Origin of the sequence: Streptomyces sp. NPDC050422, assembly GCF_044458665.1 — a bacterium.
Lineage (GTDB): Bacteria > Actinomycetota > Actinomycetes > Streptomycetales > Streptomycetaceae > Streptomyces.
In genome coordinates, this window is the sequence record NZ_JBITIE010000003.1 from 211915 (window position 1) to 234484 (window position 22570).

General features: G+C 69.6%; 22 protein-coding genes and 2 pseudogenes. 7 read left to right on the forward strand and 17 right to left on the reverse strand.

Features of this window, described 5'->3' with window-relative positions:
• Positions 1 to 4 precede the first annotated feature (4 nt).
• From ACIBJG_RS05535 to ACIBJG_RS05545, 3 genes are all read right to left on the reverse strand, one after another.
• Positions 5 to 1930 (reverse strand): flavin monoamine oxidase family protein, encoded by a 1926-nt coding sequence (locus ACIBJG_RS05535; protein ID WP_399304190.1) that lies wholly within the window; start codon positions 1928 to 1930, stop codon positions 5 to 7.
• Positions 1931 to 2042: 112 nt separating this feature from the next.
• Positions 2043 to 3041, reverse strand: a complete 999-nt coding sequence (locus ACIBJG_RS05540) for an aldose epimerase family protein (RefSeq protein WP_399304192.1) — start codon at positions 3039 to 3041, stop codon at positions 2043 to 2045.
• A 17-nt stretch (positions 3042 to 3058) separates the two neighbouring features.
• On the reverse strand, positions 3059 to 3970 hold the full coding sequence (locus ACIBJG_RS05545; protein WP_399304194.1) for an SGNH/GDSL hydrolase family protein: 912 nt from the start codon (positions 3968 to 3970) through the stop codon (positions 3059 to 3061).
• Between the two features lie 351 nt (positions 3971 to 4321).
• Here ACIBJG_RS05545 and ACIBJG_RS05550 point away from each other — a divergent pair, with 351 nt between their 5' ends.
• The gene (locus ACIBJG_RS05550; protein ID WP_399304196.1) at positions 4322 to 4816 is read left to right on the forward strand and encodes a DUF3145 domain-containing protein; all 495 of its coding nucleotides are present in this window, start codon (positions 4322 to 4324) and stop codon (positions 4814 to 4816) included.
• Positions 4817 to 4940: 124 nt separating this feature from the next.
• Here the strand turns inward: ACIBJG_RS05550 and fabF are convergent, their stop codons facing one another.
• From fabF to ACIBJG_RS05575, 5 genes are all read right to left on the reverse strand, one after another.
• Positions 4941 to 6203, reverse strand: a complete 1263-nt coding sequence (fabF, locus tag ACIBJG_RS05555) for a beta-ketoacyl-ACP synthase II (RefSeq protein ID WP_399304198.1) — start codon at positions 6201 to 6203, stop codon at positions 4941 to 4943.
• A 76-nt stretch (positions 6204 to 6279) separates the two neighbouring features.
• Positions 6280 to 6528, reverse strand: coding sequence for an acyl carrier protein (locus ACIBJG_RS05560; protein ID WP_014045780.1), 249 nt, complete (start codon positions 6526 to 6528; stop codon positions 6280 to 6282).
• A gap of 228 nt (positions 6529 to 6756) precedes the next feature.
• Positions 6757 to 7758 carry a ketoacyl-ACP synthase III gene (locus tag ACIBJG_RS05565; protein ID WP_399304200.1) on the reverse strand — a complete coding sequence of 334 codons (1002 nt, stop codon included), beginning with the start codon at positions 7756 to 7758 and terminating at the stop codon, positions 6757 to 6759.
• A gap of 13 nt (positions 7759 to 7771) precedes the next feature.
• Entirely contained in the window at positions 7772 to 8686 is a 915-nt protein-coding gene (locus tag ACIBJG_RS05570) for an ACP S-malonyltransferase (protein ID WP_399304202.1), read from the reverse strand.
• A gap of 89 nt (positions 8687 to 8775) precedes the next feature.
• Entirely contained in the window at positions 8776 to 9975 is a 1200-nt protein-coding gene (locus tag ACIBJG_RS05575) for a PucR family transcriptional regulator (protein ID WP_399304204.1), read from the reverse strand.
• A 183-nt stretch (positions 9976 to 10158) separates the two neighbouring features.
• On the opposite strand from ACIBJG_RS05575, the gene ACIBJG_RS05580 reads away from it, so the two are divergent.
• On the forward strand, positions 10159 to 10824 hold the full coding sequence (locus ACIBJG_RS05580) for a pirin family protein (protein ID WP_399304206.1): 666 nt from the start codon (positions 10159 to 10161) through the stop codon (positions 10822 to 10824).
• Here the strand turns inward: ACIBJG_RS05580 and ACIBJG_RS05585 are convergent.
• The gene (locus ACIBJG_RS05585; RefSeq protein WP_399304208.1) at positions 10821 to 11411 is read right to left on the reverse strand and encodes a GNAT family N-acetyltransferase; all 591 of its coding nucleotides are present in this window, start codon (positions 11409 to 11411) and stop codon (positions 10821 to 10823) included. The genes ACIBJG_RS05580 and ACIBJG_RS05585 overlap by 4 nt on opposite strands.
• 233 nt (positions 11412 to 11644) lie before the next feature.
• Here ACIBJG_RS05585 and ACIBJG_RS05590 point away from each other — a divergent pair, with 233 nt between their 5' ends.
• Positions 11645 to 13678: an alkaline phosphatase family protein gene (locus ACIBJG_RS05590; protein WP_399304210.1), complete on the forward strand. Its 2034-nt coding sequence runs from the start codon at positions 11645 to 11647 to the stop codon at positions 13676 to 13678.
• A 15-nt stretch (positions 13679 to 13693) separates the two neighbouring features.
• Here the strand turns inward: ACIBJG_RS05590 and ACIBJG_RS05595 are convergent, their stop codons facing one another.
• The 5 genes from ACIBJG_RS05595 to ACIBJG_RS05615 form a co-directional block, all read right to left on the reverse strand.
• On the reverse strand, positions 13694 to 15235 hold the full coding sequence (locus ACIBJG_RS05595) for an FG-GAP repeat domain-containing protein (protein ID WP_399304212.1): 1542 nt from the start codon (positions 15233 to 15235) through the stop codon (positions 13694 to 13696).
• A gap of 316 nt (positions 15236 to 15551) precedes the next feature.
• Positions 15552 to 16358 carry a hypothetical protein gene (locus ACIBJG_RS05600; protein ID WP_399304214.1) on the reverse strand — a complete coding sequence of 269 codons (807 nt, stop codon included), beginning with the start codon at positions 16356 to 16358 and terminating at the stop codon, positions 15552 to 15554.
• A 77-nt stretch (positions 16359 to 16435) separates the two neighbouring features.
• Positions 16436 to 17083 (reverse strand): RNA polymerase sigma factor, encoded by a 648-nt coding sequence (locus ACIBJG_RS05605; protein WP_363078526.1) that lies wholly within the window; start codon positions 17081 to 17083, stop codon positions 16436 to 16438.
• Between the two features lie 96 nt (positions 17084 to 17179).
• A complete protein-coding gene (locus tag ACIBJG_RS05610) occupies positions 17180 to 17452 on the reverse strand; it encodes a DUF397 domain-containing protein (protein WP_399304216.1) in 273 nt (90 codons plus the stop codon).
• Positions 17436 to 18260, reverse strand: a complete 825-nt coding sequence (locus ACIBJG_RS05615; RefSeq protein WP_399304218.1) for a helix-turn-helix domain-containing protein — start codon at positions 18258 to 18260, stop codon at positions 17436 to 17438. Before ACIBJG_RS05615 ends, ACIBJG_RS05610 begins: the two co-directional genes overlap by 17 nt.
• Before the next feature lie 84 nt (positions 18261 to 18344).
• On the opposite strand from ACIBJG_RS05615, the gene ACIBJG_RS05620 reads away from it, so the two are divergent.
• A complete protein-coding gene (locus tag ACIBJG_RS05620; RefSeq protein ID WP_399304220.1) occupies positions 18345 to 18809 on the forward strand; it encodes an ATP-binding protein in 465 nt (154 codons plus the stop codon).
• On the opposite strand, the gene ACIBJG_RS05625 is transcribed toward ACIBJG_RS05620, so the two are convergent.
• From ACIBJG_RS05625 to ACIBJG_RS05635, 3 genes and pseudogenes are all read right to left on the reverse strand, one after another.
• Positions 18775 to 19590 (reverse strand): serine hydrolase domain-containing protein, encoded by an 816-nt coding sequence (locus tag ACIBJG_RS05625; RefSeq protein ID WP_399304222.1) that lies wholly within the window; start codon positions 19588 to 19590, stop codon positions 18775 to 18777. The genes ACIBJG_RS05620 and ACIBJG_RS05625 overlap by 35 nt on opposite strands.
• Positions 19591 to 19685: 95 nt before the next feature.
• A pseudogene (locus ACIBJG_RS05630) lies at positions 19686 to 19837 on the reverse strand (IS5/IS1182 family transposase); the annotation flags it as partial.
• Between the two features lie 169 nt (positions 19838 to 20006).
• Positions 20007 to 20372: pseudogene (locus tag ACIBJG_RS05635) on the reverse strand (MerR family transcriptional regulator); the annotation flags it as partial.
• Between the two features lie 146 nt (positions 20373 to 20518).
• Here ACIBJG_RS05635 and ACIBJG_RS05640 point away from each other — a divergent pair.
• The 3 genes from ACIBJG_RS05640 (at position 20519) to ACIBJG_RS05650 (ending at position 22561) form a co-directional block, all read left to right on the forward strand.
• Positions 20519 to 20854, forward strand: a complete 336-nt coding sequence (locus ACIBJG_RS05640; protein ID WP_399304224.1) for an EthD domain-containing protein — start codon at positions 20519 to 20521, stop codon at positions 20852 to 20854.
• 223 nt (positions 20855 to 21077) lie between these two features.
• Positions 21078 to 21545, forward strand: coding sequence for a MerR family transcriptional regulator (locus tag ACIBJG_RS05645; RefSeq protein ID WP_399304226.1), 468 nt, complete (start codon positions 21078 to 21080; stop codon positions 21543 to 21545).
• Entirely contained in the window at positions 21545 to 22561 is a 1017-nt protein-coding gene (locus ACIBJG_RS05650) for an aldo/keto reductase (protein WP_399304228.1), read from the forward strand. Before ACIBJG_RS05645 ends, ACIBJG_RS05650 begins: the two co-directional genes overlap by 1 nt.
• Positions 22562 to 22570 lie beyond the last annotated feature (9 nt).

A 22570-nucleotide genomic window follows, 5' to 3' on the forward strand; every position in this document is an offset into this window, starting at 1 on the left:
GCGGTCAGCTCCCGTGCACCTCCAGCGCGGTGCGCACGGCGGACTCCAGCGCCCCTTCGATCCAGGCCGGCTTCACGGACGTGTGGCAGCCCGCGAAGTGCAACGGGCCCTCGACCGACCGCACATCGGCGAGCAGCTCGGTGTGCTGGCCGGGCAGCAGGACGGACGCCTCGCCGTACGCGTACGGGTCACGCATCCACGACTGGGTGGCCCCGACCCCCGTGTAGAAGACCTCGATGCGCTGCCCGTACACGTCCTGCACGCCGCCCAGTGCGTGCGGGTAGCGCTCGTCGTCGCCCAGGGAGTCCCACTTCAGGGCGTCGTCGGCCCAGCTGTACGAGGCGAGGAGTACCCCGCCCTTGCTGCCTTCGACCGGGTGGGACGGCTGGTACATGAAGCGGTTGGCGTTGTCGGTGACCGATCCGCCGCCGATCACGTGGGCCGCCTCCGGCTGGTTGCGGGCGGTCGCGCGGTACGCCGCGTAGTGGACGCGCTGGTTGGGCGGAAGGTGCCCGGACGGTACGGAGGGATGTGCGCCCAGCAGTGAGCCGTCCGCCGGCGCCTTGCCGAGCCGGTACGCGTCGTACAGGCCGGGCCGGACCTTCTCCAGCTCCACCTTCCAGTCCTTCTCCTCGAACTCCCACCAGCGGCGGCTGAATTCGAGCAGTACCTTGGTGGCCGCGTCGTAGTGGACCTCGGTGATCGCACGCCGCTTGCCGTACGAGAGCGCGGGCGTGACCGGGACGTGCCGCAGGCCGGAGAACGGCACGGTGACGATCGCGCGGTCACCGGTGAAGGTCTCCCGCACGACCTTGCCGTCACGGCCCTCCGACACGGTCTCGACGCGTACGCCGTCCTTCCCGTGGCTGATCCTGGCGGCCCGGCGGTCCAGCCGCACCAGGTCCTTGACCCGTGCGTACATGGCGTCGGCCAGGGTCGCCGTGCCGTCGGGCAGCTCGTAGAACGCGGTGTCCGGGCTGATCAGGGAGGCGCCGATGAAGCTGTGCACGAAGGCGAGGGGGAGCCGCGAGGTGAGGTTCTCGACCGTGCCGATGAGGTCGATGGTGCGCTCGTCGAGCTTGGCCGCCTCGGTCAGGAAGCGGAACATGGACCAGTGCCCGTACCGCTGGATGACCCGGGCCCAGCCCTTGACGAGTTCCGCCCCCTCCTTGCCCTCGAACTCCTCGCGTACGGGGGCGAACGCCTCGCGCACGATGGTCGAGGCGGGCTGGTCCTCGAACGCGGCGGGGACCCCGAAGGAGCGGTTGACCGCCTGCGGCTTCTTCGCGTAGTCCGCCTTGCGGACCCGGATGCCGTTGACGTGGATCCAGGTGTGGTTGACGGGCTGTCCGCTGCCGTCGACGTCGACGAGGTGGAAGCGGCGGCGCTTCAGGCCGAAGCTGTCCATCAGCCCGGTGACGAGCGGGTGGCTCTCGGGGATCCGCATCGCCCCGGCCTCGGCGTACTGCTTCGGGTCGGCGAAGGGCGCCTTCGCCTTCTCGTGACCGCCCTTGCGGAAGGTCTTGATCCGGCCGCCGACCCGGTTGCCGTTGGCCTCGATCACGGTGACGGTGTGCCCGGCCTCGCGGAGCAGATGGGCGGCGGTGAGTCCGGCCGGCCCCGCGCCGATGATCAGCACCTTCTTGGGGGCCTTGCGGCTGCGCGGCAGGCCCTTGGAGAGCAGGACGTCACGGTAGTGCGGCACCAGCGACTTGTCCTGCTCGTCGCGTACGAGGATGGCGCGGGCCACGCCCAGGCAGGCGTCCCAGTCGGACCCGGGTGCGGCGGGCGCCGCGAGGGAGCCGGGGACGGCGGCGTCCGCCGAGGTCGCGGCGGTGGTGGCAAGGGCGGCGGCGCCCGCGGCGGCACCCGCGATCAGGGTGCGCCTGGAGGGCAGGCCGGAGGTCGGTCCGGCGGGCTTGGAAGTCATGCGGCAACCCTGAGGGGCGCGGAAAGGGGCGCATTACCCGGACGCGCGTAGATCATCCGGAATCACCCGCAGGTGCCGCTCAACGATCTTGTAATACCGGCGTTCTCGCAGGTCAGCGCTGCGAGAATCCATACACCGTGGTCGACATGTACTCCTCGCCGGGCCGCAGCACCGTGCTCGGGAACTCCGGCCGGTTCGGCGAGTCCGGGAAGTGCTGGGTCTCCAGGGCGATCCCGGCACACGGGCCGAACGGCCGCCCGTCGAAGTGGTCCGCCGTGTACAGCTGCATGCCCGGCTCCGTCGTCGTGACGGTCAGCACGCGCCCCGACACCTCGTCGTACAGCTCGGCGACCGGGCCCGTCACGCCCTCGTCGAGCACGAAGTTGTGGTCGTACTCCTTGGAGACCGGCTGCGGCTCCCTGAAGTCGAACCGGGTCCCGTCCACCGGCAGGAACTCACCCGTCGGCAGCGACTCGGCGTCCACCGGGGTGATCCGCCCGGCCGCGATGCGCAGCCGCTGGCCCAGCGCGCTGCCGGAGTCGGCGCCCGCCAGGTTCCAGTACGTGTGGTTCGTCAGGTTCAGCACGGTCGGCGCGTCCGTCGTCGCCCGGTACGCGATCCGCAGCGCCCCGTCCTCGTCCAGGGTGTAGGCCACCGAGAGTTCCAGCCGCCCGGGGAAGCCCTCCTCGCCGTCCGCCGCGACCAGGGACAGCTCCACCCCGTCCGCGATCCCGCGGGCGTCCCACACCCGCTTGTCGAAGCCGATGGCCCCGCCGTGCACATGGTTGCGGCCCTCGTTGCGCGTGACGGGGTACGTCTGCCCGTCGAGGACGAACGCCGCCCCGCCGATCCGGTTCGCATACCGTCCGACCAGTGCGCCGAAGTACGGCCCGGTGTACTGCTGGTACGAGGCGAGATCCGGCAGCCCGAGCGCCACCCCGGCCCGCGCACCGTCCCGGTCCGGCACCTCGACGCCCTGCACGACGGCGCCGTACGTCAGCACCCGTACCCGCGTGCCACCGCGCTCCAGCGTCCAGCGGTCCACGGCGGTGCCGTCCCCGAGGGTGCCGAAGTGTTCCGTACGCGCCACTGTGTTCGAACCCGTGTCCATGATCGGGAACTTTAGCCTTACGCGGGCGGCCGGGCCGCCGTGACGTTGCGGTAGGCGATCTCGGCCAGCCTGGCCTGCCCGTTGATCCCCGGATGGAACCAGTCCCACTGGCTGAGCTGCTTGCCGGTGAACCGGTAGTCGAACACCGCCCCGCCGTCGTAGCGGCAGCGCCGATCCTTCGCGCACACCTCGCGCAGCACCTCGTTGTACGCGACGACGCGGTCCTGCACCGCCGTGCGCCGGGCCACCGCCGAGGCGTTCATGTTGTCCGCGTCACCCAGCATCGACTTGCAGATGCCCAGCTTCCAGATCTGCTTGCCGAGCTGATTGCCCCGACCCGTCGACCAGAGCCGCTTGAGGTCCGGCACGCTCGACACGTACACCTGCGCCTTCGGCGCCGCGCTGCGCAGCTGACGCAGCGAGGCCTCGAACGACGTCCGGAAGTCCGCCACGGGCGTCATGACCCGCACCGAGTCCCGGCAGGCGTCATTGGCGCCGATCATCACCGTCACCAGATCCGGGTCCTCCTTCGCGGCCAGTGCCATCTGCTCCGGCAACTGGGCGATCCTGGCCCCCGTCTCGGCGTGGTTCCAGCTGTGGGCGGCCGCGCCCGACGCGCCGAGGAGGCGTACCGCCAGACTGCGCACAGAGCTGTCCGTGCCGGTCGCCCAGGAGGCCTCGGGGCAGTCGGCCAGCACCGAACAGGCGTCGAAGCCGCGGGTGATGGAGTCCCCGACCGCGGCGACCGACTCCGGACTGCGGTCCCAGACCGGCCCGGCCGCCGGCCGGCCCGTATCGGCCTTCGCGCCCTTCGTCGTCCCGTCAGCCCCGGAGTCACAGCCCGTCAGGACGGCCGTGCCGAGGAACGTCACGGCGGCCAGCGCGGCCAGTGCGGTCCGCGAGCGGTGCCGTACGGAGCGATCCGGCATTGTCCTCGTCCCTCCTGTCCCATGCCACCGGCACACCTGTGCGGCACCGGTCGGCGGGCCCGCGCGCCCTGCCGGGTGAATGCTGAGCGAATCCTGGGCCCAGGACCGACGGTACGTCACACCTCGGACGCCGCCGCACGGTAGCTTTTCCACGTCGAACCAGTGGCTTTCCGGCCGCCCGGCTCCACTCGGGTGGCTCTCGAACATCACATCACGTCACATACCCTCCCTTATGCGGATATTAACTCCCGATACTGTTTACTGACGGCAGCCTCGGGAACCGGCCGGTAAGAGGTGGTACGGCGCGAGGCCGCTGGGGAAGGCGAACCTCGTCCCACACTGGAGGTCCCGGTGACGACACGTGGAGTCCTGTACGTCCACTCAGCCCCGCGCGCGCTCTGCCCCCACGTCGAATGGGCGGTGGGGGGCGTACTCGGTGTGCGGGTCCAGCTCGACTGGATCAGACAGCCGGCCGCGCCCGGCACCTGGCGTTCCGAATTCTCCTGGCAGGCCCGCCCGGGCACGGCGTCGAAGCTTGCCTCCGCGCTGCGCGGCTGGGATCTGCTGCGCTTCGAGGTGACGGCGGAACCCTCGCCGACCGCGGAGGGCGAGCGCTACAGCTCCACGCCCGGGCTCGGCATCTTCCACGCCGTCACCGGCATGCACGGCGACATCCTGGTTCCCGAGGACCGGCTGCGGGCCGCGCTGGCGCGGTCGCTGAGCGGGGAGACGGACCTGGAGGCCGAGATCGCCAAGCTCCTGGGCAAGCCGTGGGACGACGAACTGGAGTCCTTCCGCCACGCGGGCGAGGGCGCACCGGTGCGGTGGCTCCACCAGGTGGTGTGACCCCGCCCGGGGCATTTAAAGCCTCTCCGGCGATTGAGGAGCGGGGGTCCGGGGGCGGAGCCCCCGAAAGTCTGAAGCCCGCCCCCTCGCGCGAGGGGACGGGCTTCAGACTTTCGGGGCAAAATCACACGCTACGGAACGCCAGCACCACGTTGTGCCCGCCGAACCCGAACGAGTTGTTGATCGCCGCGATCGGCCCCTCCGGCAGCGGCCGCGGAGCGTCCCGCACGATGTCCGCCTCGACCGCCTCGTCGAGGTGCTCGACGTTGATGGTCGGCGGAGCCATCCGGTGGTGCAGGGCCAGCACCGTCGCCACGGTCTCGATCCCGCCCGCGCCACCGAGCAGGTGACCCGTCATCGACTTCGTCGCGGAGATCGCGACATGGTCCAGGTCGTCGCCCAGGACCTTGCGCAGTGCCTTCAGCTCCGCGATGTCGCCCTGCGGCGTGGACGTCGCGTGCGCGTTGAGGTGCACGACCTCGGACGGCTTGAGGTCCGTCTGGTCCAGCAGGTTCTGCATCGCCGTGGCGATGCCGCGCCCGGTCGGCTCGGGCTGGGCGATGTGGTGGGCGTCCGCGGACAGCCCCTGGCCCAGCACCTCGCAGTAGACCCGGGCGCCACGCGCGGCGGCGTGCTCCGCGGACTCCAGGACGACGACGCCGGCACCCTCGCCGAGGACGAAGCCGTCCCGGCCGGTGTCGTACGGACGCGAGGCCTTCTCGGGCTCGTCGTTGCTCTTGGACATCGCCATCATGTTGGCGAACGCGGCGATCGGCAGCGGGTGGATCGCCGCCTCGGTGCCACCGGCGAGGACCACGTCGGCACGGCCGGTGCGGATCATCTCGACGGCGTACCCGATGGCCTCGGCACCCGACGCACAGGCGGAGACCGGGGTGTGGACGCCCGCCTGGGCGTTCACCTCGATCCCGACGTTGGCGGCCGGGCCGTTCGGCATGAGCATGGGCACGGTGTGCGGGGAGACGCGGCGTACGCCCTTCTCCTTCAGCACGTCGTACTGGTCGAGCAGGGTGATCACGCCGCCGATGCCGGAGGCGATGACCGTCCCCAGCCGCTCGGGGCGGATCTTCTCGTCCTCACCCGCCGGGGCGGTGAAGCCCGCGTCCGCCCATGCCTCGCGGGACGCGATCAGCGCGAACTGCGCCGAGCGGTCCAGCTTGCGGGCGAGCGGTCGGGGCAGGACGTCGCCGGGGTCGACGGCCGCGAGGGCCGCGATCCGGACAGGCAGTTCGGCGAAACGTTCGCCCTCGAGAGGCTTGACGCCGGAACGGCCGGCCATCAGACCTTCCCAGGTCGATGCGGAATCGCCACCCAGCGGAGTGGTTGCGCCGATACCGGTGACGACCACGGTGCGATTGGTCGAGCTCACTGGAAAATCTTCTCCACGTGTAGAGGGTCGTGAATCAGCGGCGCCACCGCCGGGTGGCGACACAGCCGGGCTGGGATCAGCCCTGGTGCTTGAGGATGTAGTCGGCTGCGTCGCCGACCGTCTTGAGGTTCTTGACGTCCTCGTCGGGGATCTTGACGTCGAAGCGCTCCTCGGCGGCGACGACGACCTCGACCATGGACAGCGAGTCGACGTCCAGGTCGTCGGTGAAGGACTTGTCCAGCTGGACGTCCTCGACCGGGATACCGGCGATCTCGTTGACGATCTCGGCGAGACCGGTGACGATCTCTTCCTGAGTGGCGGCCATGTTGGCGCTCCTTCGGTGTATATCTGCTGGGTTCGGGCGTCCGGGCGATAAAGACCCGGTGTGTCAAGGAGGGTGCTGAGGATCTTGGCTGGATCAGGGAGCGGCGGCTGGTGCGTGCAGCTGCAAGGCGCCGAATCGTCCTCATAGCGGAGCTATGCGGGCGGTTGGGCAACGCCGCAGATGCGCGTACCAGGCGTCGCGAGCCCAGCCACGATCCTCAGCTCCCTCCTAGGGGAGGGTAACGACCGTCGCGGCGTAGACGAGACCCGCCCCGAAGCCGATGACGAGCGCGGTGTCGCCGCTCTTCGCCTGACCGGTCGCCAGGAGCCGCTCCATTGCGAGCGGAATCGAGGCGGCGGAGGTGTTGCCGGTGGTCTCCACGTCACGGGCGACCGTGACGTGCTCCGGCAGCTTCAGGGTCTTCACCATCGAGTCGATGATCCGCATGTTGGCCTGGTGCGGGATGAAGACGTCCAGGTCTTCCGGAGCGATCCCGGCCGCCTCCAGCGCCTGCTGGGCGACCTTCGCCATCTCGAAGACGGCCCAGCGGAAGACCGCCTGGCCCTCCTGCGTGATGGCGGGGAACTTCTCCGGACGGTCGGCGTGGAAGGTGTCCCACGCCACGGTCTGCTTGATCGTCTCGGACTTGTCGCCCTCGGAGCCCCAGACCGTGGGGCCTATGGCGGGCACCTTGGAGGGGCCGACGATGACCGCACCGGCGCCGTCGCCGAAGAGGAACGCCGTCGCGCGGTCGCTCAGGTCGGTGAGGTCGCTCAGCCGCTCCACGCCGATGACGAGCACGTACTCGGCCGAGCCCTCGACGATCATGCCCTTGGCGAGCGTCAGGCCGTAGCCGAAGCCCGCGCAGCCGGCCGAGATGTCGAAGGCGGCGGGCTTGCCCGCACCGACCTTGTGGGCGATCTCGGTCGCGATGGCCGGGGTCTGCTTGAAGTGCGAGACGGTGGAGACGATGACCGCGCCGATCTGCTCCGGCGTGATCCCGGCGTCGGCGATGGCCTTGCCGGACGCCTCGACGGACATCGCGGCCACGGTCTCCTGGTCGGAGGCCCAGTGGCGGGTGGCGATGCCGGACCGGGAGCGGATCCACTCGTCGGACGAGTCGATCGTCTCGAGGATCACCTCGTTGGGCACGACACGGGTCGGGCGGTAGCCGCCCACACCCATGATCCGTGCGTACGGGGCGCCCTGGCTGGGCTTGATCTTCGACATGCTCTCGGGCTCCTTAGGCGCCCGCGTGCTCAGCGATGAGCGCGCGGGCCGCGTCGAGGTCGTCGGGGGTCTTGAGCGCGAGGGTCTGCACGCCGGGCAGTGCGCGCTTGGCCAGACCTGTCAGCGTGCCGCCGGGGCAGGCCTCGACGATCGCGGTGACGCCCAGCGCCTTGAACGTCTCCATGCACAGGTCCCAGCGGACCGGGTTGGCGACCTGGCCGACCAGCCGGGAGATGACCTCCGCGCCGGTGGCGACGGTCTTCCCGTCGGCGTTCGAGACATATGTCACGGCCGGGTCGGAGACCTTCAGGGCCGTGGCGGCCTCACGGAGATGCTCGACCGCGGGAGCCATGTGGTGCGTGTGGAACGCGCCGGCGACCTTGAGCGGGACCACCCGGCGTACGCCCTCGGGCTTGTCCTCGGTGAGCGCGGCGATCTGCGTGGCGGTGCCGGCGGCGACGATCTGGCCGCCCCCGTTGACGTTCGCCGGCGTCAGACCGAGCTTCTCCAGGTGCGCGACGGTGACCTCGGGGTCACCGCCGAGCAGCGCGGCCATGCCGGTCTCGGTGACCGCTGCGGCCTCGGCCATGCCGAGCCCACGGGTCCGTACGAAACGCAGCGCGGCCTCGTCGCCGATGACCCCGGCGAGAGCGGCTGCGGTGATTTCACCCACGCTGTGACCTGCGACGACGGCTGGTGAGGCGTCGAGCGCGGCGGCGGAGAGCAGACCGGCGGCGACCAGCAGCGGCTGAGCCACCGCGGTGTCACGGATCTCCTCCGCGTCGGCCTTCGTGCCGTAGTGGGCAAGGTCGAGCTCGACGGCGTCGGACCAGGCCGCGATGCGGTCGGTGGCACCGGGGAGGTCGAGCCAGGGAGTCAGGAAGCCGGGCGTCTGAGCGCCTTGGCCGGGAGCGACGAGTACGAGCACCCTCACACTCTCTCTTGTGAACGGTCCGGAACACCCGTGGGGACAGGGACGAAGAACCGTAGGGGGAATTGTTGATGTCCGACAAAAGTCTAGGACTGGAGATCTCTGTCGGCCAGACGCCCGAGGATCAGGGCGATCCGCAGGGTGAACGCCGAACGGACATCGGACGGCGACCATCCGGTGACGTCTGTCACACGTCGGAGCCGGTAGCGCACGGTGTTGGGGTGGACGAAGAGCATCCTGGCGGCGCCCTCGAGACTGCTCGCCTGTTCCAGATACACACTCAGCGTTTCCAGGAGTGCAGAACCTGCTTCTTCGAGTGGTCTGTAGATCTCCTCCACCAACTGGTCCCGCGCGGCCGGGTCGCCCGCCATCGCGCGCTCCGGCAGCAGATCGTCCGCGAGGACCGGCCGCGGGGCGTCCTGCCAGGCACTGCACGCCTTGAGCCCGGCGGCCGCCGCCTGCGCGGACCGGGTGGCCGCCAGCAGGTCCGGCACCACGGGTCCGGCGACGACCGGACCCGCCGCGTACGGGCCGATCAGCGCCTTCGCGACCTGGAGCGGGTTGTCGCTGCCGCCGGCGATCACGACCAGGCGGTTGCCCAGCACCCCGGTCAGGACCTGGAGCTTGGCGTGGCGCGCGGCCCGGCGGATCGCCTCCACGGTCAGCTCGCTGTCGCCGTCCGGGGCCGTACCGAGCAGCACGCACACATGCTCGGGGGAGTTCCACCCGAGCGCGGCGGCCCGGGACACGGCGCCCTCGTCGGCCTCCCCGGACAGCACCGCGTTGACCACGAGCGATTCCAGGCGGGCGTCCCACGCACCGCGGGCCTCGGCGGCCTGCGCGTACACCTGGGCGGTCGCGAAGGCGATCTCCCGGGCGTACACGAGCAGCGCCTCGCGCAGCACCGACTCGTCGCCGGGCGCGGCGACTTCGTCGATCGCCGCCTCCATGACCTCGATGGTCGTCCGCACCATCTCGACGGTCTGCCGCAGCGTGATCGCCCGGGTCAGCTCGCGCGGAGCCGTACCGAAGACATCGGTCGAGATCGCCTGTGGGGTCTCCGGATGCCGGAACCACTCGGTGAACGCGGCGATGCCGGCCTGGGCCACCAGGCCGATCCACGACCGGTTCTCCGGGGGCATCGCCCGGTACCAGGGCAACGACTCGTCCATGCGGGCGATCGCGTTCGCGGCCAGCCGGCCGGAGGACTGCTCCAGTCGCTTCAGGGTCGCGGCATGCAGATGGGCGGCGTTGTCAGCGGGCTGCTCAGGATCGGGTCGGGGCACGGGGACAAGACTGCCTTATCCGGACGGGTGCCCGAAGGGGCGGGGCCGTTGGCGGGTCGTATAGCCGGGCAGACGGCCACGGCCTGCCCCGTGTCCTGCTCGGGCGGGCGCGCGAGATCACGTTACTTCGTGTGAATTCTTATAGGACCGCCTGCCCGGCCGGGGAGGGCTACCGTTGGGCGGGTGATTTCCGTACGTCGCTCGGGCGACCGCTTCAGGGGTGGGGACGGGGCGGCCGGCATCGACTCCCGGCACTCCTTCTCCTTCGGCACCTTCTACGACCCCGACAACCTCCGCTTCGGCCCGATCCTGGCCTGCAACGAGGAGCGCCTCGCCCCGGGCGCGGGCTTCGAGGAGCACCCGCACAGCCATACCGAGATCGTCACCTGGGTCGTGGAGGGCGAGCTGACCCACCGCGATTCGGCCGGTCACGCCACGGTCGTACGACCCGGGGACGTCCAGCACCTCAGCGCGGCCTCCGGCGTCCGCCACGTCGAACGCAACGACGGCGAAACGCCGCTGACGTTCCTCCAGATGTGGCTCGCCCCCTTGGAGCCGGGCGGCGACCCCACGTACACCACCGTCCCCGGCATCGCCGACTCCACCCCGTACGCCCTGCCGGAAGCCGGCGCGATGCTCCACGTCCGCCGGCTGGCCGAGGGCGAGCGCACGGCGGTGCCGGACGCGCCACGGGTGTACGTGCACGTGGTGGCCGGGGACGTACGGATCGGCGACGAGGGGCTGGCGGCGGGGGACGCGGCCCGGATCGCCGGGGAGGAGGGCCTTGAGCTGGTCGCGGGCGGAGCGTCGTCCGAGGTGCTGATGTGGGAGCTGCCGGGCGGGCCCTAAGGATTCTCCCGCCGCCACATCGACCACATCGGCGGCCCGGACCGGAAGGTCATCTCCTCGTGCACGGCGAAACCGTGCCGCTCGTAGAACGTCAGATTGCGGGAGTTGCTCGACTCCAGGAACACCGGACGCCCCCCGTCCGCGTCCGCCTGCTCCAGCAGCCCGCCCAGCACCTGCGAGCCGCGCCCCGTCCCGCGCGCGTCCGCGTGGGTGCCGATGTACTCGACGTACCAGTGCGCGGGGTCGACCGGATGCCGGTGCTCCAGGGCGAGCAACCGCATCCCGGTTCTCGGTAGTTGGGTGCGCCCAGCCCGCAGCAGTGTGCCCGCGTTGCGCAGTAGGTAGCTCACCGGCAGCTTCCACTGCCCGGGCTCCGCCCACACCGCCGCCACCGTACGGTCCTCGTCCGTCCACACCCGGCCCGCAGGGACCTGCTGGGCGAGGTGTGCGGTGAACAGGAGCCGCAGCCGCCGGTCCCGGTCGTGCGGCATCAGCCATGACCACACGGGGTCCTCGGCGTAGGCGCTGGCGAGGACGGCGGCGAGCGCCGGGACGTCGGAGGCGGAGGCACGGACTATGTCGGTCATGGCCGGGGAGAGTATCGGCCATTCGTGACCTTCGACTACCGGATGGGCACTGCCTGTTGGCATGTTGGCCCCGGTGACTTCCCCACCCGGCGGAAAGGCGAAGGATCATCTCTGCCGGTGTCTCAGGAGTACGTCCATGCTTTGCCCGCCGTTCGCCCCGGCGGCCTAGTTTTCGCAGGCACGCGCCGACGTTCACCCCCTGAATCACTCTCTCCCCCCCAGAGGTCCCCCTGATGACTCTCCACACCATCGAGTCCCCGTGTGTCGACATCCGCATCACCCGCCGCCGGATGCTCCAGACCGCCGCCGTCACCCTCGGTGCGATCGCCGCCGGCCCGGTCGCCGAAGCGGTCGGCGGGGCGCAGGCCAGTGCGGCCGAATACATCCTGCCCAAGGGCTACAACGGCGACATCTCCGATCTCAAGCACGTGGTGATCCTGATGCAGGAGAACCGGTCCTTCGACCACTACCTCGGTCAGCTGCGCGGCGTACGCGGACACGACGACAAACAGGTCCTGAGATTCCAGGACGGCACCGACGTCTTCCAGCAACGCGACGCCACCGGCGCCATCGTGACGCCCGCCGTCTCGACCGCCACCTGGAGCGACAAGCACAACTTCTACGGTGCCAACGGCGGGCGGTGGGACACCTGGGTGAAGGACAAGGGCGACCACTGCATGTGGTACTACACGCCCGACTACATGCCCTGGATGTACTCCCTGGCATCCCAGTACACCGTCTGCGACATGAACTTCTGTTCGCTGCACGGGCCGACCATCCCGAACCGCTACTACCTGATGACCGGTTCGGGCGGCGGCGAGACCACCAACGCCAAGCAGAACAACTACAGCCGCACCTGGACGACGGTCCCCGAGCAGCTCCAGCAGGCCGGCATCGACTGGCGGGTCTACTCCGACAACAGCGGCAACGGCGTCGGCGGAAGCCTCCAGAACGGCTTCGTAGGCGAGTACGGCTGCAACGTCACCAACAGCTTCGCCTCCTTCGACCCCCGTACGGCGGACGAGGCGGACCTCGCGCCGGGCACGGGCAAGATCTGGAAGGCCAACTCCTTCGTCTACGAGGGTGCCACCACGCCGAACGACGACTCCGAGGCGAACCTCGACGCCGTCCTCCGCGACCTGATCGCGGCCTGCGAACCGGGGGCCGAGCACCCTCTCCCCGAGGTTTCCTGGGTGGTGATGCCCGCCGCGTGGAGCGAGCACCCGGGCTTCGACACGGTGCACGGCGAGCGCTACATGAACAAGATCCTCAAGACGCTCCAGAGCAACGAGGACATCTGGAACCACACCCTGGTGATCATCACCTACGACGAGAACGACGGAAAGTTCGACCACGTCCTGCCTCCGCGCCCGGAGGAGGGCACGCCCGGCGAGTTCTCCGGCACCACTCCGTACGGGTTCGGCCCCAGGGTGCCGATGGTGCTGGTCTCGCCGTGGACCCGGGGCGGTTACGTCGCGTCGGAGGTGTTCGACCACACGTCGACGGTCACGTTCCTGGAGACCTGGGCCGCCCACCTGGGCAAGCCGTTCACCTGCCCGAACATCACCGGATGGCGCCGCGCCATCGCCGGCGACCTGACCAGCGCGATCGACTTCGCGCACCCGCGCCCGGGTCCGGTCGTCATCGCCGACCCGGTCACCGGCACCCCGCCGAAGCCGCCGCGCGACCGGATGGAGCCGCGCGGCCTCTCCTTCCACCCGCACGCCACGTTCACCGAGGACCGCTCCGCCGGCACGGTGACCGCGTCCATGACGCTGACCGGCGGCCCGGCGGGCAAGGCGGTGAGCCTCCAGGTCTTCCCGGACCAGTACCTCCCGTTCGCCAACAGCCCGTACACGGTCAGCGAGTCGGCCCCCCGCTCGTACACCTGGGACGCGAACGCGACCGACGGCAAGTACGCCTTCTCGGTCTACGGCCCCGACGGCTTCCTGCGCTCCTTCGCCGGACAGGTGATCCCCGCGAGCGAGAGCACGAAGCGCATCGGCATTCCGCGCGTCGAGGCGGAGCTGGAGAAGGGCAGGCGCGCCATGGTCAGGCTGAGGCTGCACAACGACGGTAAGCACCCCGTCCGTTACACCCTGAAGGCCAACGACTACGTCGGCGGCACCCGCAAGTACACCGTCCCCGGCGGTCACTCCACCGTCGTGCACTGGCCCACCGAGCACGGCTACTACGACGTGGTGCTCACCGCCGACACCGGCACCGGCTGGACCCAGCGGTACGCGGGCCGGGTGTCGACGGTCTGAGGAGACGGACCCGGATCAGGTAAGGGTGTTGTAGACGGTCCAGCCCTTGCCGATCTGGGTCCGGGCGGCGAAGGGGACGTCGGCGTCGCCGGTGCCGCGGTAGAACCACAGGGCGCCGCCGGCGTCGGTGGCGAGCAGGTCGCTGACACCGTCGTTCGTGAGGTCGCCGGTGCTGACGAGGTGCGTGTACGCGTTCCAGCCGCCGCCCACGCGGGTCCGGGCGGCGAAGGGGGCGCCGGCGGTGCCGGTGCCGGGGTAGAGCCAGAGGACGCCGCCACTGTCGCGGGCGAGCAGGTCGGCCTTGCCGTCTCCGGTGAGGTCGCCGGGCCCGGCGAGCTGGGTGTAGGTGTTCCAGCCGCCCCCGACCTTGCTGCGGGCGGAGAAGGGCGAGCTGGTCTTACCGGTGGCCTGATAGAGCCAGAGGACGCCGGCCTTGTCGCGTGCGACGAGATCGCCGGTGCCGTCGGCCTTGAGGGTGGAGAGCTTGGTGAGGGCGTTGTACGCGTTCCAGCCGCCGCCGATCCTGGCGCGTGCGGTGGGGGTGGCGGAGGAGCGGGAGCCGTCGGACTGGTACTGCCAGAGGATTCCTGAACCGTCGCGGCCGTAGAACGCCGCCTGGTCGATGAACTCGAGGGTCTGGGGCTCCTGGCTGAGCTGGGTTCCGTCCGGGGCAAAGGTCAGGAAGGCGCCCTTGAGATACCCGATGGGCAGTCCCCGGACCGCCGTGACGCGCAGGTAGTCGCTCGTCTTGACGGTGCCTGCCGCCCAGGCGTGCTCGGAGACGTCCAGGCTGAGGGAGCCGTCTGCGCCGATGGTCCAAGGGCGTTCGGTGTAGGTGACTCCGTCGCCGGAGTGCTGAATGTGCACGTCGCGGGCCAGTTGGGCGGCGGTGTACCCGCCCTTGGCGATCTGCCGTGCGGTGAACGTCAGCCGGGTGCGGGTGGAGGCCGGCGGGGTCCGCAACTGCATGAGAGTGTCCAGGCGGCACTCGGCGGGGTCGGCCATCCCGACGGAGACCGTGGACCCGCGGGATTGGCTCCAGAACGGACTGAGGTACGGCTGCTTGATGTGTGTCAGGGCATGGGCGGGATTGATCGGTATGCGGTTGCCCTTGGCACCGTCGATGTAATAGGCGTTGATGTCGAGACCGGTTCCGACATGTCCGTCTGCCGTGACCCGCACGTGCAGCGAGCCAGGGGTGAGGGTGGCACCGGGTATGCCGTCGTGGTCGCTGTCCTCCTCGCCGAAGCGGAAGGTGGCCAGGGAGTCGGAGGCGTACACGGGCTCATGAGCCAGGACGGCCCCGGTGTCGTCGGTGACGGTCAGGTGGGCCGCGTTCTCGGTGTCCAGATCGAGCTCGACGAAGCTGTCGGCGGTGGGCGGCGTGGTGAGGGTGATGTCGATGTCCTCGGGGGTGCCGACCGTGTCGATGGTGCCGGAGGTGCGCAGAGTCATCGCGACAGCAGCGGCGTCGGCCGTGGTCAGCGGGGTGACGCCGAGAGCGGTGCCGAGGAGGACCGAGGCGAGCGCGGCACAGCGCCGCTTGGTGAGTCGCATGATGAGCCTTTCAGGACCAGCCGCCGTATGTGATCAGGCGATGGAGAGAAAGCGTCTCCTCTGCGGACCGGCCGGGAAAGAGCCTGGGGCGTTACGCCTCTCGGGCCTGACCGGCTTCCGTTGTGCGGAGGCAGGACCGACCGGGATCGGTCACGCCTGATATTCGCCCGGGGCATCGCCGGTTCAGCGCGACAGAGGGTCCTCCGAGCAGTGGCATCAGAAGCAACGGCAGACAGAGCAAAAGCCGGCCAGGCCAGTGGGTGCCCCGGCACATCGCCGGGGCACCCGTGGAGCAGGTGAAAGGGCCGGCCTACTGCTAGCCGGCGAACTGCGGGTCCTTCGCCTGGTTGTAGATCTCCTTGCCGGATGCGTCATAGGCATGGACGTAGGGGTTCGGGCCCGCATAGTCCGGGTCGGAGGTGTCGCCGGACAGGGCTGCCGCGTAGACGAACGCGCCGCCTGCCATGACCGCCGGGTACTGCTTCGGGTCGTCGCCGTAACTGATCGCGATCCTGGCCACGTTGGACGCGTGGTGCCCGGCGCCCAGCATGAGGTACTTCCCCTTGCCGGCAGGCATGCCGAGGGAGTCGAAATAGGCGATCGTGCGACCGGTGCCCCACAGGCGGTTGTTGATGAACGTGGGCGGGGAGTCCGGGCTGTTGCCCTTGTCGCCCTTCGACTCGCACTGCACGTACTGGCCGGCGGAGTCGACGGCGACGACCACGCCGTCCCAGTCCTTCGAGGCGACGGGAGTGCGGACCGCGATCACCGAGTGGTACCGCGACGCGTCGGAGCCCAGGCAGGACGACAGGATCCTGGTGACGGTCCCCGCGTCGATCGGGGTCGTCTTCCCGCTGGTGATGGTGAAGGCGTCCGGAGTGGTGGTCACGGGGGCCTCGCCGGCTCCGCCCGACGTGGAGCCGTGCGTGGCCCCCGCACTCGGTGACGCGGCGGCGCCCGTCGGGTTTCCGGCGGGACCGGCGAGAACCGGCTCGGCGTCCCCCGCTCCGCCGAAGGCGGCCACGGCCGCGACGCTCACCGCCGCGACCCCTGCGGCGACACCCAGCGGTACGCCCCACCTGCGTTGCAGCGAAGCGCGGTTGTCCTCGGGATCGATGTTCATCAGTAGCTCCTCACGAGTCCGCCGGTGATTCGGCAGATCACGATCGGAAGGAGCCGCAGGAATGCCCTGCGTGTCATTCATCGTGCGACCTCCTTCGCGTGGACAGGGTTACTGGAACTGAATGACGCCGTAACCGTGGCTCCGTCGACGAGGTCGGCCCCCAGCCTCCGCCGTGCCCGGTGCAGTCTGGACTTCACGGTCCCGACCGCCACCCCCAGCGCGGCCGCGGCAGCCTGCTGATCCAGGCCCGACCACACGCAGAGCTCGACGACCTCGCGTTCGTGGCGCGGCAGCCGCGCCAGCGCCCGGTGGATCTCCGACATGCGACGCTCGTCGTCGACCATGACGACGACGTGGTCGGCGTGGTCGACGACGGACTCGTCATGCGAGACGAGCCGACGCAGCAACGCCTCGGCCCGCCTCAGCCGCCGCCTGGTGTTCGACAGCAGGTGGTCGGCGATGCCCAGCAACCACGGCAAGGCCGACTCGCGGTCCAGTACCGTCTCGGATCGTCGACGCCAGGCATGCAGGAAAACGGTCGACGTGAGGTCTTCAGCCTCGGACCAGTCGGCCGTCCGTCGGAACAGATGGTTGTAGACGGTCTTCCCATGACGGTCGAAGATCCGGCCGAACGCCTCCCGGTCGCCATCGACGGCCCTCGCCCACAGCTCCCGGTCGGATATCCCTCCGACCGGGACGGCGGGATCAGCGTCGTTCAGTTCCATGCCCTGTACGTGTCCGGCAACCGGCCCAAGGTTCCCGCTGAGCCCATGTGGTCTTGAGGGGCCCCGGACGTCCGCACCGAGATGAACCCGGTCGGATCACTTCACGTGAAGGCTGTCCACGAAGCCCTGCCAGGCGCCGGCCCCGACGACGACGACGGGACCGGTCGGGTTCTTGCTGTCGCGGACGGGGACGGAGGCGGCGCAGCCGGTCGCCACCTCCACGCATTCGCCACCCGTGTTGCCGCTGTACGACGACTTCCGCCAGGCGGCGCCGCCGGTCACGGTGCACTCGACGCAGTCGCCGCCGTTCGTTCCGCTATATGACGACTTCCGCCAGCGCGCCCCTGCCGACTCATGACTGGTTTCCATAGCGTTCCTCCATCACACGAGCGATCAGCGTCGCCGAGTCCTCAGGGGAGAGGGCCGTGGCTTGCAGCCGAGCGTAGCCGACCGAACGCTCCTTGATCACGGACGGGTTGGCGGTCATATGGCCCTGGTCGTAACTCTCCACGTAGAAAAGGTCCGGGTCGTCCTCGAACCGCAGGAGGTTGAACGACCCCATCATTCCGGTGTGTTGCCCGACATCGAATGGCAGCACCTGGACCTGTACCCAGGGGTCGTTGCGGAAATCCAACAGCCGCCCAAGTTGCTCACGCATGACGTCACGCCCGCCGACCTCCTGGAGCAGCGCGGCCTCGCTCATGACGATCCACAGCGCGGGTGGATTCTCCCGCCCCAGAATCCGCTGCCGGTCCAGCCGAGCGGCCGCCATTTCGTCGATCTTGTCCGGGTAGTCGACGCCGAGAAGGGCCCGCGCATACTCCTCCGTCTGCAACAGCCCGTAGACCAACTGCGCTTGGTACGTCGAGATGTACGCGGCCTTAGCCTCCATCTCCGCGTACGGCTGGAACCACGTCGGCAGCTGGCTGCGCAGGACCAAACCCATCAGCCGGGAGAACGTCCCGTCCGTACCCAGCGCGGCGTCGACGCGTTCGGAGAAGTCCCGGGTGGGCAGCTTCCTCGTCGTCTCGATCTGGCCGATCAGTGAGCCCGTACAGAAGATGATCTCGCCCAACTGGGCCTGGTTCAGGCCGGCGGCTTCGCGCAGACGGCGTAGTTCCCAGCCGTAGTAGTCGAGCGGGGAGGCGCTGGGGTCGAGCGTCTGGATGTTGGCCACGGCGCGGACCTCCGGTGTGCAACGCCTCGCGGCGTTCGTTTCGGTACGTAGCCGAGCGTAGTCACCTGGTCGCACGATGGTGACATGAATCACGTAATTGCTCCCCGGGCCGAGTCCGAAGAGCCCGTCTACCGCGCCGACTTCGCCATGGGCGAGCACTCGGCACGGCACCTGCGGCGCATCCTGCGCCTCTACCTCAAGGGGTGGGGCCTGGCAGTCGTGGCCGACGCCGCGGAACTCGCGCTCACCGAGCTGATCGCCAACGTCGTCCGGCATGTCCCGGGCCGCCGGTGCCAGACCTTCATCTTCCGGCTCCCCGGCGGCGAGGGCGTGCGCGTGGAAGTGGCGGACGGCTGTCCGATGCTGCCCGTCGTGGTCGACGGTGATGCGCTCGACGAAGGCGGGCGGGGGCTGCTCCTGGTGGACGCCGTCACGGACAAGTGGGGTGTGGAGACGCGGCGCGACGGCAGCGGCAAGGCGGTGTGGTTCGAGTGCCTGGCCGCCGCCGACCCGGTTACGCAGTCAGTTCCGCCAGTACCGCGTCCGTGAACGGGGACCACACCTCGGCCGCCCACGGGCCGAAGGGCCGGTCGGTGAGCGCCACGCAGGCTGCGCCCGCCACCGGGTCGATCCAGAGGAACGTGCCCGACTGGCCGAAGTGCCCGAAGGTCGCGGGGGAGGACGAAGAGCCCGTCCAGTGCGGCGACTTGTGGTCCCGGATCTCGAAGCCGAGGCCCCAGTCGTTGGGGTTCTGGTGGCCGTAGCCCGGCAGGACGCCCTTCAGCCCGGGGTGGACGACGCTCTGCGCCTCCAGCACCGTGCGCGGGTCCAGGAGCCGGGGCGCCTGGACCTCCGCCGCGAACCGCACCAGGTCGTCGACGGTCGAGACGCCGTCGCGGGCGGGCGAGCCGTCCAGCGTGGTCGCGGTCATGCGCAGCGGCTCCAGCACCGCCTGGCGCAGGTACTCGGGGAACGGAATGTCGGTGGCCTTCGCGATGTGGTCGCCGAGGACCTCGAAGCCCGCGTTGGAGTACAGCCGCCGGGTGCCGGGCGGGGCGGTCACCCGGTGCTCGTCGAACGCGAGGCCGCTGGTGTGGGCGAGCAGGTGCCGGACCGTGGATCCCTCGGGGCCGGCCGGCTCGTCGAGCTCGACCGCGCCCTCCTCGTACGCCACCAGAGCCGCGTAGGCCGCGAGAGGCTTGGTGACGGAGGCGAGCGGGAAGCGGTGCGCGGTCGGGCCGTGCGTACCGACGACCGTCCCGTCCGCTCGTACGACGGCTGCTGCCGCGGTGGGGACGGGCCAGTTCTCGATCATCGCCAGGCTCTGCATACCTACGAGACTAACCAACTGATCGTTTCGGTATGAGTCACGCAGGACTGTGGGAGTGCGGGTGAGAAGTCGCTTCTCCTGGTGGTGGGTGCCGGCCGACGGAGGCAGGTGCGCAGAGCCGCAATCCCGACGAAGGCAGGGAAGTGCTCGGGCTTGCGTGCGTAGCGGCGGTGCAGGCGTTGCCGTCCGGCCGGGACACCGTCCGCTCGACGACCCAGCGGTGGCGACCAAAGCTCGACTCCGGTCCGTGACTGTCGTGCATGGCGGCGCCGGAAGGACTACCCGGCGACCTTTCGCAGACTTCAGCTCAGCGGATCGCGGAAAATATCAGCCAGGGAAAGCTCTTGGGCGTGAGCCGCATCGGAGTGTCTCGCCGGAGGGAAATCAGAATGTGGATTCACCCTGTCCGGGGCCGAGTCATCCGCCACGTGCGCCAGGAATGTCCGGTTGACGTCAATCAGGTGATCAAGTGCTTCCCTGGCGGCTGCCAGGCTGTCGATGGTGGATGAAAGGCGGATTCGCTCCTCGTCCATTGCCGTCAAGGCATTCCGGGCGCTGTCCATGCTGGGCTGCGTCATGCAGGGAACCAGTCTGGCGATGGTTCTGCTGGACATTCCGGCGGCCAGGAAGACCTGAATCAGCGCCACCCGCTGGACGTGCTCGTCGTCGTAGCACCGCTGGCCGCTGGGGGACCTCGTGCTGACCAGGAGACCCTGCTGCTCGTAGTAGCGCAGCGATCGACGGCTTGCTCCTGTCCGGGCGGACAGTTCACCGATCCGCATCTCAACCCCTCGTGTGCAACGAGTCGCGGCGACTTGCCCTTGACACCGATGTGAGCGTTTAGGTTAACGCCATCGCTCGCGACCTGCTGCCGGGGTATCCGGTGGCCGATCTCTCGTATCCGCGAGAGCACGAAAGGGAGAAGTCCGTGATCAAGTTCGCTTTCATGATCAATCGCATCGATGGGATGACCTTCAGAGAATTCGTCGAGCATCACCGGGACCACCATGCCCCGTTGTTCACCTCCATTCCGGAAGCGCGTCAGTACGTGAAGAAGTACGCCGTCTCCCACCCGATACCGGCTGAAGGGTACCCGAGTCCGCCCTACGACGGACTCACTGAAATCTGGTTCGAAAACTGGGCGGATCACGACGCCTTCTTCGCGTCCAAGAATTACAAGGAGTTGGTGAACCCGGACGAGGGCAGGTTCATCGACGGGAACTCGGTGGCAGTGATGGTCACTGAAGAAAGGGTCGTGATTTAGCCTTTGGGGCGCCTCCTGTCCTGTGCCGCGTGCCGCCGCAGCCACGGCGCCGGAAAGTCGGCTCTCCCGCCGTAGCGGCCCACCGCCCGGTCCTCGACGACGTGGGTGTGCGGGCCTTCGCTCCTGCGTGGCGGGCCGCCGGGTTCTGTGCGGCGGCATCGGCCGAAACTCGCATCCGATTGTGCTTGCTTAGAGTGCGCTCCAAGGTTCTAGCGTGGAGGGCATGACGGTGACGGAGACTGAGATCGCTTCACCAGGGGTGGACACCTGCGCATCGGCCCCCCGGGCCCACCCACGTCCCGAGGGCCACGACCGCTACACGATCAGCGAGGTGGCCGCCGTCACCGGGCTGAGCGCCCACACCCTGCGCTGGTACGAGCGGATCGGGCTGATGTCGCACGTCGACCGTTCGCACACGGGCCAGCGCCGCTTCACCAACGCCGACCTGGACTGGCTCGCCTTCGTCGGCAAGCTGCGGCTGACCGGGATGCCGGTCGCCGACATGGTCCGCTACGCGGAGCTGGTGCGTGAGGGCGAGCACACCTTCGGGCAACGCAAGGAACTGCTGGAGGCGACCCGCCGCGACGTGAGGACGCGGATCGCGGAGCTCCAGGACACCCTTGCCGTCCTCGACTACAAGATCGATCTCTACGCAGGCGCCCCACGGGCGTCGGAAAGGCCCAGTGCCTGATGAGTGACAACAAGATCGCGACCGTGGAGCTCGGCAAGGGCGGCCCGCAGGTCGGCGTCCAGGGGCTCGGCTGCATGGGCATGAGCGAGTTCTACGGTGACACCGATGAGGCTTCGGCCCGCGAAACGCTGGAGACGGCCCTCGCCGCCGGCGTCACGCTCTTCGACACCGCCGACGTCTACGGCCTCGGCGCCAACGAGTCGTTCATCGCACCCTTCGTCGGCGCGCACCGGGACGAGATCGTCCTCGCCACGAAGTTCGCCATCGAGCGGCGCGAGGACGACCAGCACTTCCGGGCCGTGAACAACGACCCCGCGTACATCCGCAAGGCGGTCGAGAACAGCCTGCGGCGGCTGAACACCGACGTCATCGACCTCTACTACATGCACCGCCGCGACCCGTCCGTGCCGCTCGCCGAGTCCGTCGGCGCGATGGCCGAACTGGTGCGGCAGGGCAAGGTCAAGCAGCTCGGGCTGAGCGAGGTGACCGGTGCGGAGCTGCGCGAGGCGCACGCCGTGCACCCGATCGCCGCCCTCCAGTCCGAGTGGTCGCTCTTCAGCCGGGACGTCGAGCGCAGCGCCGTACCCGCGGCCGTGGAGCTGGGCGTGACCCTCGTGCCGTACTCGCCGCTCGGCCGGGGCTTCCTGACCGGGGCGTTCGCGGACGCGGGCAAGGAGCTGGCGAAGAACGACTTCCGGCAGTTCCAGCCGCGCTTCAACGGCGACAACGCGAAGACGAACGCCGCGCTGCTGGAGCCGGTCCACAAGATCGCCGCCGCACACGGAGCCACCGCGGCCCAGGTGGCGCTCGCCTGGGTGCAGCAGCGGGCGCAGGTGCACGGGCTCGCCGTGGTGCCGATCCCCGGCACGCGCAAGAGCAGCCGGCTGCTGGAGAACGTCGGCGCGACCCGGCTCACGCTGTCGGCCGAGGAGCTGGCGCTGCTGGAGCCCATCGCGGGCCAGGTGGCGGGGGACCGCTACCCGGACATGAGCTCGACGGCCACGGCCCGCGAGTAGGAGGGGTCC

What these genes read in the sequence shown, in the direction of transcription:
- ACIBJG_RS05625 (WP_399304222.1), bottom strand. Translation starts at nt 19,590, where the DNA reads ATGCAGAGCCTGGCGATGATCGAGAACTGGCCCGTCCCCACCGCGGCA.
- ACIBJG_RS05565 (WP_399304200.1), bottom strand. Translation starts at nt 7,758, where the DNA reads ATGTCGAAGATCAAGCCCAGCCAGGGCGCCCCGTACGCACGGATCATG.
- ACIBJG_RS05605 (WP_363078526.1), bottom strand. Translation starts at nt 17,083, where the DNA reads ATGGAACTGAACGACGCTGATCCCGCCGTCCCGGTCGGAGGGATATCC.
- ACIBJG_RS05585 (WP_399304208.1), bottom strand. Translation starts at nt 11,411, where the DNA reads ATGACCGACATAGTCCGTGCCTCCGCCTCCGACGTCCCGGCGCTCGCC.
- ACIBJG_RS05535 (WP_399304190.1), bottom strand. Translation starts at nt 1,930, where the DNA reads ATGACTTCCAAGCCCGCCGGACCGACCTCCGGCCTGCCCTCCAGGCGC.
- ACIBJG_RS05650 (WP_399304228.1), top strand. Translation starts at nt 21,545, where the DNA reads ATGAGTGACAACAAGATCGCGACCGTGGAGCTCGGCAAGGGCGGCCCG.
- ACIBJG_RS05600 (WP_399304214.1), bottom strand. Translation starts at nt 16,358, where the DNA reads ATGAACATCGATCCCGAGGACAACCGCGCTTCGCTGCAACGCAGGTGG.
- ACIBJG_RS05620 (WP_399304220.1), top strand. Translation starts at nt 18,345, where the DNA reads ATGAATCACGTAATTGCTCCCCGGGCCGAGTCCGAAGAGCCCGTCTAC.
- ACIBJG_RS05560 (WP_014045780.1), bottom strand. Translation starts at nt 6,528, where the DNA reads ATGGCCGCCACTCAGGAAGAGATCGTCACCGGTCTCGCCGAGATCGTC.
- ACIBJG_RS05545 (WP_399304194.1), bottom strand. Translation starts at nt 3,970, where the DNA reads ATGCCGGATCGCTCCGTACGGCACCGCTCGCGGACCGCACTGGCCGCG.
- ACIBJG_RS05645 (WP_399304226.1), top strand. Translation starts at nt 21,078, where the DNA reads ATGACGGTGACGGAGACTGAGATCGCTTCACCAGGGGTGGACACCTGC.
- ACIBJG_RS05540 (WP_399304192.1), bottom strand. Translation starts at nt 3,041, where the DNA reads ATGGACACGGGTTCGAACACAGTGGCGCGTACGGAACACTTCGGCACC.
- ACIBJG_RS05610 (WP_399304216.1), bottom strand. Translation starts at nt 17,452, where the DNA reads ATGGAAACCAGTCATGAGTCGGCAGGGGCGCGCTGGCGGAAGTCGTCA.
- ACIBJG_RS05590 (WP_399304210.1), top strand. Translation starts at nt 11,645, where the DNA reads ATGACTCTCCACACCATCGAGTCCCCGTGTGTCGACATCCGCATCACC.
- ACIBJG_RS05595 (WP_399304212.1), bottom strand. Translation starts at nt 15,235, where the DNA reads ATGCGACTCACCAAGCGGCGCTGTGCCGCGCTCGCCTCGGTCCTCCTC.